Here is a 15,373-nt window from a genome sequence, read left to right on the forward strand (position 1 = left end):
CATGGGTTTCATGGACAAGGAAATAGCGCCCGTCGATGACGGCGCGCTGACGGACGCCTATTCGCATGCGATTGCCGGGGCGGTCGACGTGGTCGGCCCTGCGGTCAGCCGCATCGAGCGAGTGGGTGGCAGGGCCGGTCACGGTTCGGGCTTCGCCATCTCTTCCGACGGGCTGATCGTGACGAACAATCACGTCGTCGGGGATTCCAGGGCCGTCCGCATCACGACGCCGGACGAGTTCGTGACGGAAGGTCGCGTGCTCGGCCGCGACGTCGACACCGACATCGCGCTCATCCGGGCGAACTCGGGCGTCGGAGCCTGGGCGCGCCTCGGGGATTCGAAACGGCTGCGGCGCGGGCACATCGCAATTGCCATCGGCAATCCGCTAGGTTTCGAATGGACCGTCACCGCCGGCATCGTTTCGGCGCTCGGGCGCACGATGCGGGCGGCAAGCGGGCGGCTGATGGACGACGTGATCCAGACCGACGCTGCCCTCAACCCTGGAAATTCGGGAGGGCCGTTGGTCTCCTCGAGCGGCGAGGTGATCGGGGTGAACACGGCCGTGATCCAGGGCGCGCAGAGCATTGCCTTCGCGATCGCCTCGAACACGGCAAATTTCGTGATTTCCGAGATACTCAGATACGGCCATGTCAGGCGGGCGTTCATCGGCATCGCCGGCGATACGATCGAACTGCCGCGCAGGATCGCCCTGGCGGCGGGGACCGATCAGACGACATCGGTTCGGCTGAGACGGCTGGAACCCGGCGGGCCGGCCGAGCGCGGCGGCCTTCGGGAAGGCGACTACGTCCTGGCGATCGACGGCAAGCCCGTCAGCGGCGTTGACGACGTCGTGAGACTGATGGACGGCAGCAGGATCGGTCAGGCGACCGAATTCCTGATCTTCTCAGTGGCGGGCAAGATCGAAACGAGGACGCTGGTGCCGGTCGCGCGTTCGTGAGCGGCCTACTGCATGATTCTTTGAATCGGAATCGATTTACAGCGACCCTGCGCGTCCAATTAGACGCGCGGCGCTGCAGGCGACTTGCCAACCGTGAAGCGGTGGAGCGGTATCCCGACGGAAACCGCTCCACACGCAGTGACCCCTCTTGAAAACGACGCTGTTCCGAACGGAAAACCGTTTCACACGTTTCCCGAAACGGCTTAGCAGCGGCCCAGGCTGCCCAGCGCCATCAGGTCGACCGTTGGAAGGACGTTCTTGTCGGCGATGTATTCGACTTCCTGGAGCAGGGAGGCCAAGGCCAATTCCAAGCAATATTGCACGCCTTCGACGTTCAACGTCTTGGCGGTGTCTCGTGCATAGCTGACGAGCCGGGCAAGGGCGAGGAGTTCCTTCTCCTTGTCTTCCACGTCGATGGATAGCGTAATGGCTTGCTGCATGACTGCCCCCAGTTCATTCCGGGTCACTGCGACCCGCTCTCATGCGCAAATATAGCGTGACTTTGGCGCTGTGGGCGTGACACGAGCGTGACACACGCTGAATGGGAAATGCGGGCATTGCTACGTCTGAGGTTGATTAAGCAAGACCTTCCACATACTTGTCGAGTTGAACTCCCAATCCGGCCTTCCGCCGCGGAGTTCGTCCGGTTGAGCCCTGACCATTTCGAAAAGCTCAAGCGCATCAGCACGCTTCTGATCGACCAATCCCTGATGCAACCTGGCCGCTAGAGCGACGCGATCGCCGTCCGTTTGAAGGTCCGCGTCGGCAACGATGGCCGCCCATGTGCGCCGCTTGTAGAATATTTGCCCGGCTGCCGCCTCGATCCTCGCAGCATCTCCGGCGGTAATCGAGCCGTTCTGCCGCAGGCGGGCAAGCGTCGCGTGCACGTTGACCAATGGAACTGTCAGGGGCGCGTAGCCGAGTTCGGCGGGGGCGTGAAGCAGAGCCACATCCGAGTCGTCCGCCAACTCTCCTGCGGCATACCGGCGATATATTTCTCCGACCCCGATCATTCCGAAGGACGCACATTCGGCCGCGCGCAGGGCACCCATGCTCGCTGCCCCAAGGACCTGCACACCCTGCGAAAGGGCGAACAGTATCTCTTTGTGCCAGACCGGTGCGACATGTTCGAAGTTGCCGTCGACAAGGCCGATAACCGTTGCGCCGGCGCGTACGGCGCGCAAGATGTCGCCCTGCATCGCCGGCGGCCGGACCGCAAAAGCCGCACCGGCGAGTTCGCGCGCATCGGGGACGGTCGGACCGACAAACACGACCTTCATGCAACCGCCAGTGCCCAGGACAGCGCCCGGGTACCGAAGCGACGCTTGCGGTCGCCCTCCGGGTTCTCCAGGTCCGGAACGAAGACTTTGACAACGGAAAATGGCAGACCATTGCCAAGCAGCGGCACGGAGACGACCGGACCGACGCCAACCTCCCGGAGCCGCTGCAAGACGAAGGACAAGAGCGCATCCGGCCCTCCTGCCTGAAAGGCCCATACCGGCGTCGTTTCGTGAGGCACAGCCTCGAACAGCCTTCGCGTCTGCTCCGGCAGGGGCCGAACGAACGTTTCCGGATAGACGTCGTCACGCGCGCCGCTGATATAGGTAAGCCTCGATTGGGCCGCTTCGGTCACGGCGCGGATAGCCGCCCGCGGTGCATTCGGATGCGCCCCATGCCCGACAGTGACATTGTGGAAAAGCGGCGCCTTCGCCGTGAGGATGTCTTTTCCGGCGAGCACGGCGGTGAAGCACGGTATGCCGATGTCGCTGGTGATGTCGAAGAGGCGCAGCTCGAGATCGGCCGCGGCGATCTTCCCGGCCATGGCGTCGAGCACCGGATCGCCGAGCGACTGCGGCGCGACGCAACCTCGAAGCCGCGCGGGCAACGGCGAAAGGCGCCAAAGGACCTCCGCATCACGCTCGATCCGTTCAAGGACACCGTGCAGCACCGCCTCCGTTTCCGTATTGCCGGAGGCAAGTCCATCGGACGATTGCCAGTAGCGGCAGTTCTCGAGCGTTCTGTCGAGCAGGCTCGCTTCCAGCGGAACCCATGTTGCGGCCCCTCCGTCAAGGTTGCGGCCGAGGATCCAGCGGATGGGCTCGTCATCGCCAAGGTCGGGCTGTGCGCTGGCGATCAGCCCCGGCAGAGCCAGGGCCTCGTCGCCTTTGGTCAACAGTTCTCTACGGCTTGCAACTGTTGCCGGTACATGCGGCGCACATGCGACGGCGCGTTCGAGCGCCTCCATGGCGGCCGAGACCTTGGCGTCGATGTCCGTTATACCCTTGCCCTGATTGATGACCAGCGACTTCGAATTCGGACAAACGGCATTCCAGACCGGTATGCCGATGCAATCCAGTCGGGTCAGGCGCGCAAGCCGCGTGATGCCGAACTCCGGCAAAAGAGGCTCGATCCGGCCGAAGGTGGTTTCGGCGCTGCAGATCCGATCGGAATAGCGGATTGAATCGGACATGGCTTTGAAGAGACGCCTGGGCGGCAGTCCCTTTGGTCTGCCGCCCGTCGCGCGCATGGCCGGCGGTCAGCCGTCCATGAAGCCCCCGAAAACGGCGTCGGCGGTGCTTGCCGCAGCTGCAAGATTGACGGTTTTGACGACCGTGGACCCGGACTTACGCAAGGCATCGGCGTCGGCCAGCGCGCCCTGCTTGGGCGGATCGATCCTGGTGACGGTCCCCGCCTTGAGATCCGCAAGCCACAAATGATCCTCGCCGGCAATGCCGAAAACAACAACTCCAGCCATTACTTACCCCTCTTGCTGTCGCGCGGAATTGCGCCTCAAAAACCCGCCTTCATCAAACCTTCCCGGTAATGTTCCTTCTGCCATTCCTCGCGGAAGGGCACGATCGCCATCCATCTGTCGAGATCGAAATCCGGATGGACTTCGAGAGTCTTGCGCACGAATTGGCGAGCTTTCCTGCGATCGCCGAGCATGCCCCAGCTTGCCGCCGATAGCCGGTCGGCCGGGGTGCGATCCCGCATCCGGTCGATATAGGCGAGAGCCTGTTCGTATTGGCCAAGAGAGTAGCTGGCCCCGGCGGCCGTCCAGAAATATTCGTCCGGGGCGATCGGATTGAGATCGATCGCCGCCCCGATCTTCTGCAATCCCTCGCCGGGACGGGAGGCCTGCACGAGCGTATCGGCGTAACTGGCAATGACATTGGCGTAATGCGGGCTGAGCTCTTCCGCCCTGTCGTGGAATTCGGCGCTCTCGTCGAATTCGCGCAGATAGAGCTTGACGACGCCGAGCTCCCGGTAGCCGGAGGCGAGCGTCTCGTCTGCGGCTACGGCTTCGCGCGCATGTTTCTCGGCAAGCATCAGCAATTCCCGATCGCCACGCGCCGTCAGCAGCCATTCGACGAAATAGCTTCGGGCAAGCCCGCTCATGGCGGGGGCAAAGTCTCCTTGACCGCTCAGCGCCTCGCGGAAGCTCTTGCGGGCACGGCGGACCTCGGGAAGGTTCAGATGCTTGAGATACCGCTGACCGAGGAGAAAGCTGCGGTAGGAGTCTCCGTTGCGCTCGTAGGCGTCGCGCGCGGCTTCGTTCCGCTCGACCTGGCTTGCGATGGCCGATGCGATCCGGTGCGCAATGCCCCGGCGCGACTGCATCAGCCCGTCGCCGATGAGATTGAACCGGTCGGCCCAGATGACCTCGTCGCTTGCGAAGAAGATGAGTTGGGCAAACAGGCTCTGGCGGCCACCTTCGTCCGTCAAGCGGGTATCGAGGATATAGCTGATGGTATGCCGTTCGTAGGTGTTCGCCTTGTCGGCCTGCAGACCGATCTGAGCCGCGGTGTAGGGCGCGATCACGCTGACGGACCGAAGGGCGCAAAGGCCAATCGTCACGTCTTCGATGAGGGAGCTCGCAAAGATTGCTGCGGCGTCGTGCATGCGGTCCGCGTTCGGCGGCAGCAGGACGAGCCGCGGCGGCTTTTTCTGGTGCGGGTCGTCCCGGACGAGGACCTCCACGGGCCCCGACGGCTGGCGGACGATCGGCACCGATTGGCTGACGCTGTCGAAGATCAACTGCGCATCATGGTGCCGTCCCTCGGACTCCAGCGCGCTCTTCAAGACCTTGCGGACGTCCTCGTCCGAGGGACTGCGCTCGAGCAATCGCATTGCCGCTAACTTGAGAAGTTCGCGATGTTTGCCCGCCGCAGCGGGTGCTGCGGCAAGCAGGCTCTCCCGCAGCCGCGACATCTGTGTCTCCCGTTGCCGGCTGACCCAGGCGTCGAGTGCCTTGCCGTGCGATCTCACATCCTTCAGGAAATCGTCGCGAAGCGCCATGGCGATACGACAGAAGCAAGCGACGGCATCGCCGCTCTCGTCCGTGACTGCGTCCAGATCGCTCGTCAGCGTTCCCGGGTTGAGCAGGATCGATAATTGCGAAAAGGTCAGGAGGGTTCGCCCGAGTTCCGTCTGTCGCGCGGCGATGCGGGAAATCGTCTTGCGCAGGTTGACATAGGCCTGGCTGGGTTCGACATCGTCCCAGAGCAGCTTCGCCATGTCCGCCCGGGACTGCTCGCGGTAGCCGTTGGCAATGGCAAGACACAGGATGAGCAGTCCCTTCTCAGGGAAAGCGACTTCGCGGCCCGCTTCGTTAAGGAGGCGCAATCGTCCCAGAGTCTGCAACCTGTAGGTCATGCGGCCCCCTCGCTGACGCTATTTTAGTGTCTAGCCGTGCAGGGGCTCCGTGCGACGAGCTCCCGAAGCGACACTTGACGACTCCGTATCCGGTGCCTGGGCCATGGCTGCGACGAGCGAGATGATCTTCTTCCGCAACACGGGGTCGGCAATCTTCAGGAAGGCCCTGTTGAGTGCGATACCCTCCTTCGAGGCCACGAAGGAAGAAATCTCGTTCGATTCCTGGACGTCGCTGACGCCGTCTCGTGCCGGCGCCTTGTCATCCTCGCGTTGGAAGAAAAAGCTTGGATGGACTCCCAGGATGTCAGCAATCGCCTGCAACCGGCTGGCGCCGATGCGGTTTGTGCCTTTTTCGTATTTCTGTACCTGCTGGAAGGTGATGCCCAGGCCATCGGCCAGCTTCTCCTGGCTCAGACCGACCATCAATCTGCGCATTCTGACGCGAGAACCGACGAAGGTATCAATCGGGTTTGGATCCTTCTTGTTCATCTCAGTGATTCTCCTCGGAACGGTTCAACCTCATGCGTATAAGTTTGCTTGAATAAATGCTCCCATGCAATCAGTGCGCGCCAGATTCCATCGGCGGAGACACATTTTGTGATTGTGTTGCGCGCCGGCTTCGTTTGCAGCCTGCCCGGCGCCATAGCCTCACCGGACGACCGGTTCGCCATGAAACCGGCGCCGCGAAGGCTTCGATACGCCGAACCCGACTTCCATCATCAGCCGCGGTGTCTGCTTTGCAACCGTGCCCATGTGGAACCCGAATGGATCCTCGACAAAGCCGAGCCCGGCTTGGCCGGTAAGCGTGATCGCGTTCTGCTCACCGTAGAATTCCAGAACTTCGTTTGCCGGATGGCCGACGAGCAGCGTCAGTTGGTGCTTCAGGCGGCGACGGCGATGGCTGCCCAGCACATAGATGTGCGGGCCGGCATTTTCGTCGACATCGGACAAATAGAAGAAGAACTTCAGCATGCGCCAATCGTCGAGATCGAAGTGATACTTGAACGACGCGAGGCTGATGTCGGCATCGGAGGCGGATTTCGTTGGGAAGCTCCACCAGACCCGAGTGGTGATCAATTGCGCTTCACCGCCGAGATAGTGCTTGGCCACGTCGAGAAGAAGCGGGTCGCGTTGCACGGCGACCGCGGCATCGCATTGCAGGACTCGCTCGAAATGGTGACCGCTGAGGATCGCCCGACCGAAGCGTTTTTCCGCCGCGGAATGTTCGCCCGCGAGAAACTCAAGCCGCCGATCGAAATTGCCGAAGCAGGGCGTTTCGTTCGCGAAACGCGCGATCTCGTCGCATACGGCCGGCGGCAGCATCAAGCCAGAGAAAAGTCCTTTCTCGCGCAAGGCGGCCACCACCGCTCCGGTGGCGATGCCGTCGAACATGGAAGGTATCGTACCCACTGTCGAAGGAGCCGGCCTGGCTGTCAGCCAATGAGCGTTGCGCACCGGCATCGTACGGGCGAGAAGAAACATCGGCAGCCAGGCCGGGTTCTCCCGCACGTCCGCCCAATAGGTGGGCACCCGCGCCAGCATGCGACTGAGCCGGCCGCCGCTGCGCGCGATCGTCTCGAGATCCTTTGACCCCGAAGCGCGTGAGTCGAGCATTTCATGTCCCCTCGTACGCGACGACGGCGTTCCCTTGCGGGAAGGCCGTCATGGTCGCCGGAATGCAAGGAAGCTAGCGCGCGTTGAGCATTGCTGCAACGCAGCAATTTTAGGGGTTCTGGGGTTTTCATTGCTGTGCTTGCGAAGCCATCAGACAAGCCCCGTTGCCGTCGAGGCAAGCGCGACGACCCCAAATCCGATGAGCACAAGCCCGGAAATGCGCGACACCCACGTCGCGAAACCGTCCGGCAGCCGCGTCTTTGCAAGCGCGATGCCGCCGCTCAAGAAGAACCACCAAGCAAGCGAACCGAGAAAGACGCCCGCGACGACAATCGCACCTTTTGTTCCGTCGCCGACAGCCGAAAGCCCTAACCCCGCGAAGATGGCGGCGAAGGACAAGATCGTCGCCGGGTTGGCGATCGTCAGGAAGAAGGTAGCGGTCGTCGTGTGAACGAGATCGCGTGCATTGATTTCAGCGACTGCGGCAAGTGGTTTCGGGGCAAGCCCGCGCCAGCCAAGCCAGATCATGAACAGACCACCCACGAGGCTGAGCGGTGTCGCGATTACGGACAACGCGGCAGCGAATGCCGCGAAACCCACCGCCGCCAGCATCGCGTAGGCCGCATCCGCGAGCGCTGTCCCGAGGCCGCCGGCGACGCCGGCCCAAAAGCCGCGCTGAAGCGTGCGGCTGATGCAAAGCGCGCCGATCGGCCCGAGCGGCGCGGCAATTGCGAGGCCGAGCAGGAGGCCTTTTCCGAAAAGCAGCACGGACATGCTATCGGACCTCCGGTTCTGTGAAGAGGTTATCGGCGACGGTCGAAAGCGCGATGACTGTCTCGCTGCGGGCGAGATATCGCCGTGCCTTAAGTTCAGCGAGAAACGGTTCGATGTCGCCGAGCGTCGGCATGCGGATCTTGACGCAATAGGACCATGAGCCCGTCACGTGATGGCACTCCGCGACAGCCGGGTGCGCCACCATGAATGCGCGGAATTCGGTTTCATCGGCATCGGCCGAAAGGGCGATCCAGACAAAGGCGAGAACGTCGAGACCGAGGGCGCGATGATCCACGTCGAGCGTAAAGCGGCGGATCGTGCCACTGGCGACGAGGCGGCGGATGCGCTCGTTGACTGCCGAGGGGGAGAGGTCGATCGCCGCGCCGATGTCGGTCAGCGACGATCGCGCGTCAGAGGCGAGGATTCCAATGATTTTTCTGTCAAGATCGTCCATAAGAGAAAAATACACGGAAAATAAGCGAAATTCAAGCGTTCTTGCAGTGTAGTGCGCAGCTGCGGAGATGGGCTGCGCGGCATGCGTTTGTCGCCGAGCGCTACGCCGCTTGTCCGCAGGGAGGGAGGGAGCTATGACCGAGAGCACAATCTCTCGCCGGCAGAACAGGGGCATCAGGTCCATGATCATGATCGAGAACAGGCACAGACCCAGCAGGCCGGGGCGCCGATTTCCCAGCTCGATCGTCGTTATGGGCGTGTCGGGCAGCGGAAAATCGTCCGTGGGCGAACGCATCGCGGAAGCCTACGGCTATCCATTCATCGAGGGGGACGCCCTGCATCCGCCCGAGAACATCAGGAAGATGTCCGAAGGCATTCCGCTGACGGACCATGACCGCTGGCCATGGCTTGAGGCGATCGGCCGTTTGCTGGCGGAAACCCCCGGGCCGGTCGTCGTTGCCTGCTCAGCGCTAAAACTCAGTTACCGGGAGAAGCTGCGAGAGGGCACGCCGAAGCGGCTGGCCTTCGTTCATCTTCATGGAGCCGAGGCGGTATTGGCGGAGCGGATGCAGCATCGCACCGGTCATTTCATGCCGACGTCCTTGTTGAAGACTCAGCTTGCGACCCTGGAGGATCCGACGGGAGAGGCGAACACGGTGACGATCAACATCGACCAACCGCTGGATGCGATCGTCGAGGAGGCGCTTGCCGCCCTCGGCAAGATGTAATCGCGCGCGCCGTAGGTTGATGCCTGTTCCACTTCGGTCGATGTCCGTCGAGGCAGAAGAACCCTCAAATCGCGGCCGCCGGATGAGCGAGGCTCGCGCCGACCACGAAGCATCGATCTGCCGTATGTGAGCCTTCCCCTTTTCAAATCGTGCTTGGCTGCCCGGCTCTTTGGAAGGAAATTAGCCAAGCGCGATGTTATCGTTCGCGGCAATGGTCGTGCGGCGTTACGATGCAGCGATGAGAATTGCACAGTGACCTTTGCGCGTCTGAAGCGACGCGCGGCGCTGTTGTGGTCGTGCTTCGGAAGTGCCTGCGAGGTCTGTTTCTGCTGGCGATGAGGAGATCGTAGGCAGGGGCATGCGGAGGAGAGGAAGACATGTATCAAGGTGGACTGAGTTTCGCCCTTGGCGATGACATCGACGCATTGCGCGACAGCGTACGCCGATTTGCGAGCGAGCGGATCGCGCCGCTTGCGGAAGAGACTGACCGGAACAATGCCTTTCCAGCGCAGCTCTGGCGGGAAATGGGAGAACTCGGTGTGCTCGGCATCACCGCCGACGAGGCCTATGGCGGTGCCGGCATGGGCTATCTCGCCCACTGCGTCGCCATGGAGGAAATCAGCCGCGCATCCGCCTCGGTGGGCTTAAGCTACGGCGCCCACTCCAATCTTTGCGTCAACCAGATCAACCGCAACGGCACGCCTGCCCAAAAAGCCAAATATCTGCCGAAGCTGATTTCCGGCGAACATGTCGGCGCGCTCGCCATGTCCGAACCGGGCGCCGGCTCCGACGTGGTCTCGATGGCGCTCAGGGCCGACAAGCGCGGCGACCGTTACGTGCTGAACGGCAACAAGATGTGGATCACCAATGGCCCGGACGCTGATGTGCTGGTGGTCTATGCCAAGACCGATCCGGCCGCCGGCCCGCGCGGCATCACCGCCTTTCTCGTGGAAAGGGGGTTCGCAGGCTTCTCGACCGGCGAGAAGCTCGACAAGCTCGGCATGCGCGGCTCCAACACCTCAGAGCTCATCTTCAGGGATTGCGAGGTACCGGAAGCAAACGTGCTCGGCGAGGTCGGCAGCGGCGTCAACGTGCTGATGTCCGGCCTTGACTACGAGCGGGTGGTGCTTTCGGCAGGCCCGCTCGGGATCATGGCGGCTTGCCTCGATGTTGTCGTCCCCTATCTCCATGAACGCAAACAGTTCGGCCAGCCGATCGGCGAGTTCCAGTTGATGCAGGGAAAGCTTGCCGACATGTATGTGACGATGAACGCGGCGCGCGCTTATGTGTATGCGGTGGCGGCAGCGTGCGATCGGGGCGAAACCGCGCGCAAGGATGCTGCCGGCTGTATCCTCTATGCGGCGGAAAAGGCGACCGCATTGGCGCTTGAGGCGATCCAGGCGCTTGGCGGCAACGGCTACACCAACGACTATCCGGCCGGCCGCCTGTTGCGCGACGCCAAGCTCTACGAGATCGGCGCCGGCACCAGCGAGATCCGCCGCATGCTGATCGGGCGCGAACTGTTTGCGGAAACGAAATAGCCGAACGGCGGCAGCCGTCTTTCGCGTGCAGGTCAAACCCCGTCCTTGAGGGCTTCATGACAATCCTGAGATCGCATATCTCGACATCCTCCGACGTTTATAAGACCAACCGTGCAGCCATGACGGACGCCATCGCGCCGATCGAAGAGGCGGTGCGGCTCGCCGTCAACGGTGGCGGCGAGGCGGCGCGGGAACGGCATGTCGGCCGCGGAAAGCTGCTGCCGCGCGACCGGGTCGCGTCCCTCATCGATCCGGGCACGCCCTTTCTGGAGGTCGGCGCCACCGCTGCGCACGGCATGTACAATGGCGACGCGCCGGGTGCAGGCCTGATCGCCGGCATCGGCCGGGTTGCCGGGCGCGAATGCATGATCGTCTGCAACGACCCGACGGTCAAAGGCGGCACATATTACCCGATTACGGTCAAGAAGCATCTGAGAGCGCAGGAAATTGCCGCCGAAAACCGGCTTCCCTGTGTCTATCTGGTCGATTCCGGCGGCGCCAACCTGCCGAACCAGGACGAGGTTTTTCCCGACCGCGAGCATTTCGGTCGCATCTTCTACAACCAGGCGAACATGTCGGCTGCCGGCATCCCGCAGATCGCCGTCGTTATGGGATCCTGCACGGCGGGCGGCGCCTATGTGCCGGCCATGTCCGACGAGGCGATCATCGTCGAGGGGCAGGGCACGATCTTTCTGGCCGGTCCTCCGCTCGTGCGCGCGGCGACCGGTGAAGTGGTCTCGGCCGAGGATCTCGGCGGCGCCGACGTGCACACACGGCTGTCGGGCGTCGCCGATCACCTAGCGCGTGACGACGCCCATGCGCTGGCGCTAGCGCGACGCGCGGTATCGGCATTGAACCGCGAGAAACCGTCGTCGGTGGAGCTTCGTACGCCTGAGCCACCGCTCTACGATCCGGAGGAAATCGCCGGCATCGTGCCCGCCGATCTCAGGACGCCCTATGAAATTCGCGAGGTGATCGCTCGGATCGTCGACGGGTCGCGTTTCGACGAATTCAAGGCCCGCTTCGGAACCACGCTCATCTGCGGCTTCGCCCACATTCATGGCATACCGGTCGGCATCGTCGCCAACAACGGGGTGCTGTTTTCGGAGTCGGCGCTGAAAGGGAGCCATTTCGTCGAGCTCTGCGCCCAGCGCAAGATCCCGCTGGTTTTTCTACAGAACATCACCGGCTTCATGGTCGGCCGCAAATATGAAACCGAGGGCATCGCCAAGCACGGCGCCAAGCTCGTGACGGCAGTGGCGACGGTGAAGGTGCCGAAGGTCACTATGTTGGTCGGCGGATCGTTCGGCGCCGGCAACTACGGCATGTGCGGGCGGGCCTTTTCACCGCGCTTCCTCTGGACCTGGCCGAACAGCCGCATATCGGTAATGGGCGGCGAACAGGCGGCCGGCGTGCTCTCGACCGTGCGCGGCGAAGCCATGCGTCGAGCCGGGACGCCTTGGAGCGAGGAGGAGGAAGCGCGCTTCCGGCAGCCGGTGCTCGATCTTTTCGAGCGGCAAAGCCATCCGCTCTATGCCTCGGCCCGGCTCTGGGACGACGGCGTGGTCGATCCGCGAAAAAGCCGCGACGTGCTCGGGCTGTCGCTGTCGGCCGCGCTCAACGCCCCGATCGAGGACACACGTTTCGGATTGTTCAGGATGTAGGAGGCCCGCCATGAAACGCGACAATATCAACGCGATCAACGCACCGCAGCCGCGTGGCGGCTATTCGCAAGCCGTCAGCCTCGAGAATTTTCAACGGCTGCTCTTCGTCAGCGGCCAGATTCCCATGACCTCCGATGACGTACTGCCGGAAGGCTTCGAGGCGCAGGCACGCCAGGTCTGGCTGAATGTCGATGCCCAGCTCAAGGCGGCCGGCATGACCAAGACCAATATCGTCAAGGTGACGACCTATCTCGCCGACAGAAACCATGTCCTGGCGAACCGTGAGATCCGCAATGACTATCTAGGCTCGCTGGCGCCGGCGATGACGGTCGTGATTGCCGGAATCTTCGATTCCGCCTGGCTCCTGGAAGTCGAAGTGGTGGCGGCGCAATAGAAGCGGAACCGAGGGGCATGTTTACCAAACTCCTGATTGCCAATCGCGGCGAGATCGCCTGCCGCATCATTCGCACCGCCCGGCGGCTCGGCATACGCACCGTTGCCGTCTATTCCGATGCGGACGGCGACGCGCTTCATGTGACGCTCGCCGACGAGGCCATACGGATCGGCCCGGCGAACGCCGCCGAAAGCTATCTCGCGATCGATCGCGTCATCGAGGCCGCGAGGGCCGTCGGGGCTGACGCTATCCATCCGGGCTATGGCTTCCTGTCGGAGAACGCCGATTTCGCCGAGGCGGTTGATGCCGCAGACATCGTTTTCGTGGGGCCGCCACCGGAAGCGATCCGGGCCATGGGGCTGAAAGACGCGGCCAAGGCGCTGATGGAGCAGTCAGGCGTGCCCGTCGTGCCGGGCTATCACGGCGACCGGCAGGATCCCGAATTCCTGGCGGCCCAGGCCGCGGAAATCGGCTATCCGGTGCTGATCAAGGCGCGCGCCGGCGGCGGCGGAAAGGGCATGCGCCGCGTCGAGCGGCGGGAGGATTTCGCTTCGGCACTGGAATCCGCGCAGCGAGAAGCGCACGCCTCCTTCGGTGACGGCGGGGTCCTGATTGAGAAATATCTGACGAGGCCCCGTCACATCGAGGTCCAGATTTTCGGGGATCGGCACGGCAATGTCGTTCACCTCTTCGAACGCGACTGCTCGTTGCAGCGACGGCACCAGAAGGTAATCGAGGAGGCGCCGGCACCGGGCATGACCGCGGAAGTGCGCCGCGCCATGGGAGACGCCGCCGTCAAGGCTGCGCACGCGATCGGCTATGTCGGCGCCGGAACAGTCGAGTTCATCGCCGACGTGACGAACGGCCTGTGGCCGGATCATTTCTATTTCATGGAAATGAACACGCGGCTGCAGGTCGAGCATCCGGTCACTGAGGCGGTTACGGGGCTCGATCTCGTCGAATGGCAACTGCGTGTCGCGGCCGGCGAGCGGCTGCCGAAAAAGCAGGGAGACATCAGCATAGACGGTTGGTCTTTCGAGGCGCGCATCTATGCCGAGGATCCGGCCCGCGGCTTCCTGCCGGCGACCGGCCGGCTGGCGCAGCTAAGCTTTCCGGACAATGCGCGCATCGACTCCGGCGTCACGCAGGGGGACGCGATAACGCCCTTCTACGATCCGCTGATCGCCAAGCTGATCGTGCATGGCGGGACACGGTCCGCAGCGCTCGCCCGGCTGCAGGCGGCGCTGAAAGAGGTCCGGATCGGCGGAACGGTTACCAATCTCGATTTTCTGATCAGGCTGACGGACGAACCGGATTTCCGCGCCGGCCGGCCGGACACGGGACTGATCGACCGGGCGGTCGAGCGGCTGGCGGCGCCGAGCGATCCCGACGATGAAGCGCTGGCGCTTGCGGCAATTGTCTCGACCGGCGTGCTCCAGCCGATTTCGTCCAACGATCCCTGGACGTCGCTCGGCTATTGGCAGATCTGGGGCGACGCGCACCGGACGGTTTCCATCGATCATGCGAACGGGCGTGCGGCCGTGACGCTCGCATTGCGCGGCCGTGATCAGTTCGCTGTACGTGCCGGCAAGAGCACCTTGCCGGTCCTTGTCCTCGAGCGCTTCGAAAACGGTGCGCGCCTCGAAGTGGCCGGACAGAGGCAAACGCTTCGTTTCCTGCGGCAGGGCGAGACGCTCACATTGTTTCTCAACGGCCGGAACTTGGTGTTCCATCTGCCCGACGCGTTGTCCGGTGGACACAGCGGGGAAATCGCGGATGACGAACTCGTCGCGCCGATGCCGGGCCTCGTCAAGATGGTCCGTGTCGGCGCCGGCGAGGCGGTCGCCAAGGGCCAGCCGCTGGTGGTGATGGAGGCCATGAAGATGGAACTCACGCTTTCGGCCTCGCGGCAGGGGACAGTCGCGAGCGTGCATGTGGCCGAGGGCACGCAGGTCAGCGAAGGAACTGTCCTTGTGACGCTCAGTGAGGAGGCCGCAGAGTGACAACGCCCGCAAGCGAACACGTGACGATCGTCGAGATGGCGCCGCGTGACGGCCTTCAGAATGAATCGCGGCTTGTCGACACCGACGACAAGATCCAGCTCGTCGATCTACTCTCGGATTGCGGTTTCGAGCGCATCGAGGTGACGAGCTTCGTCAGCCCGCGATGGGTCCCGCAGATGGCGGATGCCCCAGCGGTGATGGCCGGCATCACGAGGCGCGCTGGCATTCGTTACGCGGCATTGACGCCGAACATCAGGGGCTTCGAGGCCGCGCGCGCCGCGGGTGTCGACGAAGTGGCGATATTTGCCTCCGCCTCGGAAAGCTTCTCGCAGAAGAATATCAACTGTTCGATCGCCGAGAGCATCGAGCGCTTCCGCCCGGTCGCGGAGGCAAGCGTGCACGATGGAATTCCGATGCGCGGCTACGTCAGTTGCGTCGTCGAGTGCCCTTACGAGGGACCGATTGCGCCGGAGGCCACCGCCCGCGTCGCGCGCCTTCTTTTCGAACTCGGCTGCTACGAGATCAGGCGCGGGGACCCACACGGGGGCGGCGCACCGGCACCCGGGCGCACCCGGCCACTCCCTGTGC

16 protein-coding genes are annotated in these 15,373 nt (G+C 63.2%); 7 read left to right on the forward strand and 9 right to left on the reverse strand.

Features of this window, described 5'->3' with window-relative positions; genetic code table 11:
• The first annotated feature begins 1 nt into the window (after position 1).
• The gene (locus QN224_RS10870) at positions 2-958 is read left to right on the forward strand and encodes a S1C family serine protease (protein WP_283976656.1); all 957 of its coding nucleotides are present in this window, start codon (positions 2-4) and stop codon (positions 956-958) included.
• A gap of 203 nt (positions 959-1,161) precedes the next feature.
• On the opposite strand, the gene QN224_RS10875 is transcribed toward QN224_RS10870, so the two are convergent.
• The 9 genes from QN224_RS10875 to QN224_RS10915 form a co-directional block, all read right to left on the reverse strand.
• Entirely contained in the window at positions 1,162-1,398 is a 237-nt protein-coding gene (locus tag QN224_RS10875) for a hypothetical protein (RefSeq protein ID WP_173512183.1), read from the reverse strand.
• A 120-nt stretch (positions 1,399-1,518) separates the two neighbouring features.
• Positions 1,519-2,238: a TfuA-like protein gene (locus QN224_RS10880; protein WP_283976657.1), complete on the reverse strand. Its 720-nt coding sequence runs from the start codon at positions 2,236-2,238 to the stop codon at positions 1,519-1,521.
• The gene (locus QN224_RS10885; protein WP_283976658.1) at positions 2,235-3,428 is read right to left on the reverse strand and encodes a YcaO-like family protein; all 1,194 of its coding nucleotides are present in this window, start codon (positions 3,426-3,428) and stop codon (positions 2,235-2,237) included. Before QN224_RS10885 ends, QN224_RS10880 begins: the two co-directional genes overlap by 4 nt.
• Positions 3,429-3,494: 66 nt before the next feature.
• Positions 3,495-3,713, reverse strand: coding sequence for a hypothetical protein (locus QN224_RS10890; protein ID WP_173512186.1), 219 nt, complete (start codon positions 3,711-3,713; stop codon positions 3,495-3,497).
• A 35-nt stretch (positions 3,714-3,748) separates the two neighbouring features.
• Positions 3,749-5,614, reverse strand: coding sequence for an SARP family transcriptional regulator (locus tag QN224_RS10895; RefSeq protein WP_283976659.1), 1,866 nt, complete (start codon positions 5,612-5,614; stop codon positions 3,749-3,751).
• A 30-nt stretch (positions 5,615-5,644) separates the two neighbouring features.
• Complete coding sequence (locus tag QN224_RS10900; RefSeq protein WP_173512188.1) at positions 5,645-6,103, reverse strand: helix-turn-helix domain-containing protein; 459 nt, start codon at positions 6,101-6,103, stop codon at positions 5,645-5,647.
• A gap of 159 nt (positions 6,104-6,262) precedes the next feature.
• A complete protein-coding gene (locus QN224_RS10905; protein ID WP_173512189.1) occupies positions 6,263-7,228 on the reverse strand; it encodes a hypothetical protein in 966 nt (321 codons plus the stop codon).
• A gap of 150 nt (positions 7,229-7,378) precedes the next feature.
• Entirely contained in the window at positions 7,379-8,002 is a 624-nt protein-coding gene (locus tag QN224_RS10910) for a LysE family transporter (protein WP_283976660.1), read from the reverse strand.
• Between the two features lies 1 nt (position 8,003).
• Positions 8,004-8,456, reverse strand: a complete 453-nt coding sequence (locus tag QN224_RS10915; protein ID WP_283976661.1) for an Lrp/AsnC family transcriptional regulator — start codon at positions 8,454-8,456, stop codon at positions 8,004-8,006.
• A gap of 187 nt (positions 8,457-8,643) precedes the next feature.
• On the opposite strand from QN224_RS10915, the gene QN224_RS10920 reads away from it, so the two are divergent.
• The 6 genes from QN224_RS10920 to QN224_RS10945 form a co-directional block, all read left to right on the forward strand.
• Complete coding sequence (locus QN224_RS10920; RefSeq protein WP_283976927.1) at positions 8,644-9,183, forward strand: gluconokinase; 540 nt, start codon at positions 8,644-8,646, stop codon at positions 9,181-9,183.
• Positions 9,184-9,560: 377 nt separating this feature from the next.
• Positions 9,561-10,724: an isovaleryl-CoA dehydrogenase gene (locus tag QN224_RS10925; RefSeq protein WP_283976662.1), complete on the forward strand. Its 1,164-nt coding sequence runs from the start codon at positions 9,561-9,563 to the stop codon at positions 10,722-10,724.
• Positions 10,725-10,780: 56 nt separating this feature from the next.
• Positions 10,781-12,388: a carboxyl transferase domain-containing protein gene (locus tag QN224_RS10930; protein ID WP_283976663.1), complete on the forward strand. Its 1,608-nt coding sequence runs from the start codon at positions 10,781-10,783 to the stop codon at positions 12,386-12,388.
• A 10-nt stretch (positions 12,389-12,398) separates the two neighbouring features.
• A complete protein-coding gene (locus tag QN224_RS10935; RefSeq protein ID WP_269285960.1) occupies positions 12,399-12,782 on the forward strand; it encodes a RidA family protein in 384 nt (127 codons plus the stop codon).
• Positions 12,783-12,799: 17 nt separating this feature from the next.
• Positions 12,800-14,785 (forward strand): acetyl/propionyl/methylcrotonyl-CoA carboxylase subunit alpha, encoded by a 1,986-nt coding sequence (locus tag QN224_RS10940; protein WP_283976664.1) that lies wholly within the window; start codon positions 12,800-12,802, stop codon positions 14,783-14,785.
• Positions 14,782-15,373, forward strand: a 592-nt coding sequence (locus tag QN224_RS10945) for a hydroxymethylglutaryl-CoA lyase (RefSeq protein WP_283976665.1), incomplete at its 3' end; no start/stop codon positions are given. The genes QN224_RS10940 and QN224_RS10945, both read left to right, overlap by 4 nt.

The sequence above is a fragment of the Sinorhizobium sp. 7-81 genome (assembly GCF_030124405.1).
Classification (GTDB): Bacteria; Pseudomonadota; Alphaproteobacteria; order Rhizobiales; family Rhizobiaceae; genus Sinorhizobium; species Sinorhizobium psoraleae.

Coding starts and splice junctions, on each gene's coding strand:
- QN224_RS10870 (WP_283976656.1), top strand. CDS start 2: ATGGGTTTCATGGACAAGGAAATAGCGCCCGTCGATGACGGCGCGCTG.
- QN224_RS10875 (WP_173512183.1), bottom strand. CDS start 1,398: ATGCAGCAAGCCATTACGCTATCCATCGACGTGGAAGACAAGGAGAAG.
- QN224_RS10880 (WP_283976657.1), bottom strand. CDS start 2,238: ATGAAGGTCGTGTTTGTCGGTCCGACCGTCCCCGATGCGCGCGAACTC.
- QN224_RS10885 (WP_283976658.1), bottom strand. CDS start 3,428: ATGTCCGATTCAATCCGCTATTCCGATCGGATCTGCAGCGCCGAAACC.
- QN224_RS10890 (WP_173512186.1), bottom strand. CDS start 3,713: ATGGCTGGAGTTGTTGTTTTCGGCATTGCCGGCGAGGATCATTTGTGG.
- QN224_RS10895 (WP_283976659.1), bottom strand. CDS start 5,614: ATGACCTACAGGTTGCAGACTCTGGGACGATTGCGCCTCCTTAACGAA.
- QN224_RS10900 (WP_173512188.1), bottom strand. CDS start 6,103: ATGAACAAGAAGGATCCAAACCCGATTGATACCTTCGTCGGTTCTCGC.
- QN224_RS10905 (WP_173512189.1), bottom strand. CDS start 7,228: ATGCTCGACTCACGCGCTTCGGGGTCAAAGGATCTCGAGACGATCGCG.
- QN224_RS10910 (WP_283976660.1), bottom strand. CDS start 8,002: ATGTCCGTGCTGCTTTTCGGAAAAGGCCTCCTGCTCGGCCTCGCAATT.
- QN224_RS10915 (WP_283976661.1), bottom strand. CDS start 8,456: ATGGACGATCTTGACAGAAAAATCATTGGAATCCTCGCCTCTGACGCG.
- QN224_RS10920 (WP_283976927.1), top strand. CDS start 8,644: ATGATCGAGAACAGGCACAGACCCAGCAGGCCGGGGCGCCGATTTCCC.
- QN224_RS10925 (WP_283976662.1), top strand. CDS start 9,561: ATGTATCAAGGTGGACTGAGTTTCGCCCTTGGCGATGACATCGACGCA.
- QN224_RS10930 (WP_283976663.1), top strand. CDS start 10,781: ATGACAATCCTGAGATCGCATATCTCGACATCCTCCGACGTTTATAAG.
- QN224_RS10935 (WP_269285960.1), top strand. CDS start 12,399: ATGAAACGCGACAATATCAACGCGATCAACGCACCGCAGCCGCGTGGC.
- QN224_RS10940 (WP_283976664.1), top strand. CDS start 12,800: ATGTTTACCAAACTCCTGATTGCCAATCGCGGCGAGATCGCCTGCCGC.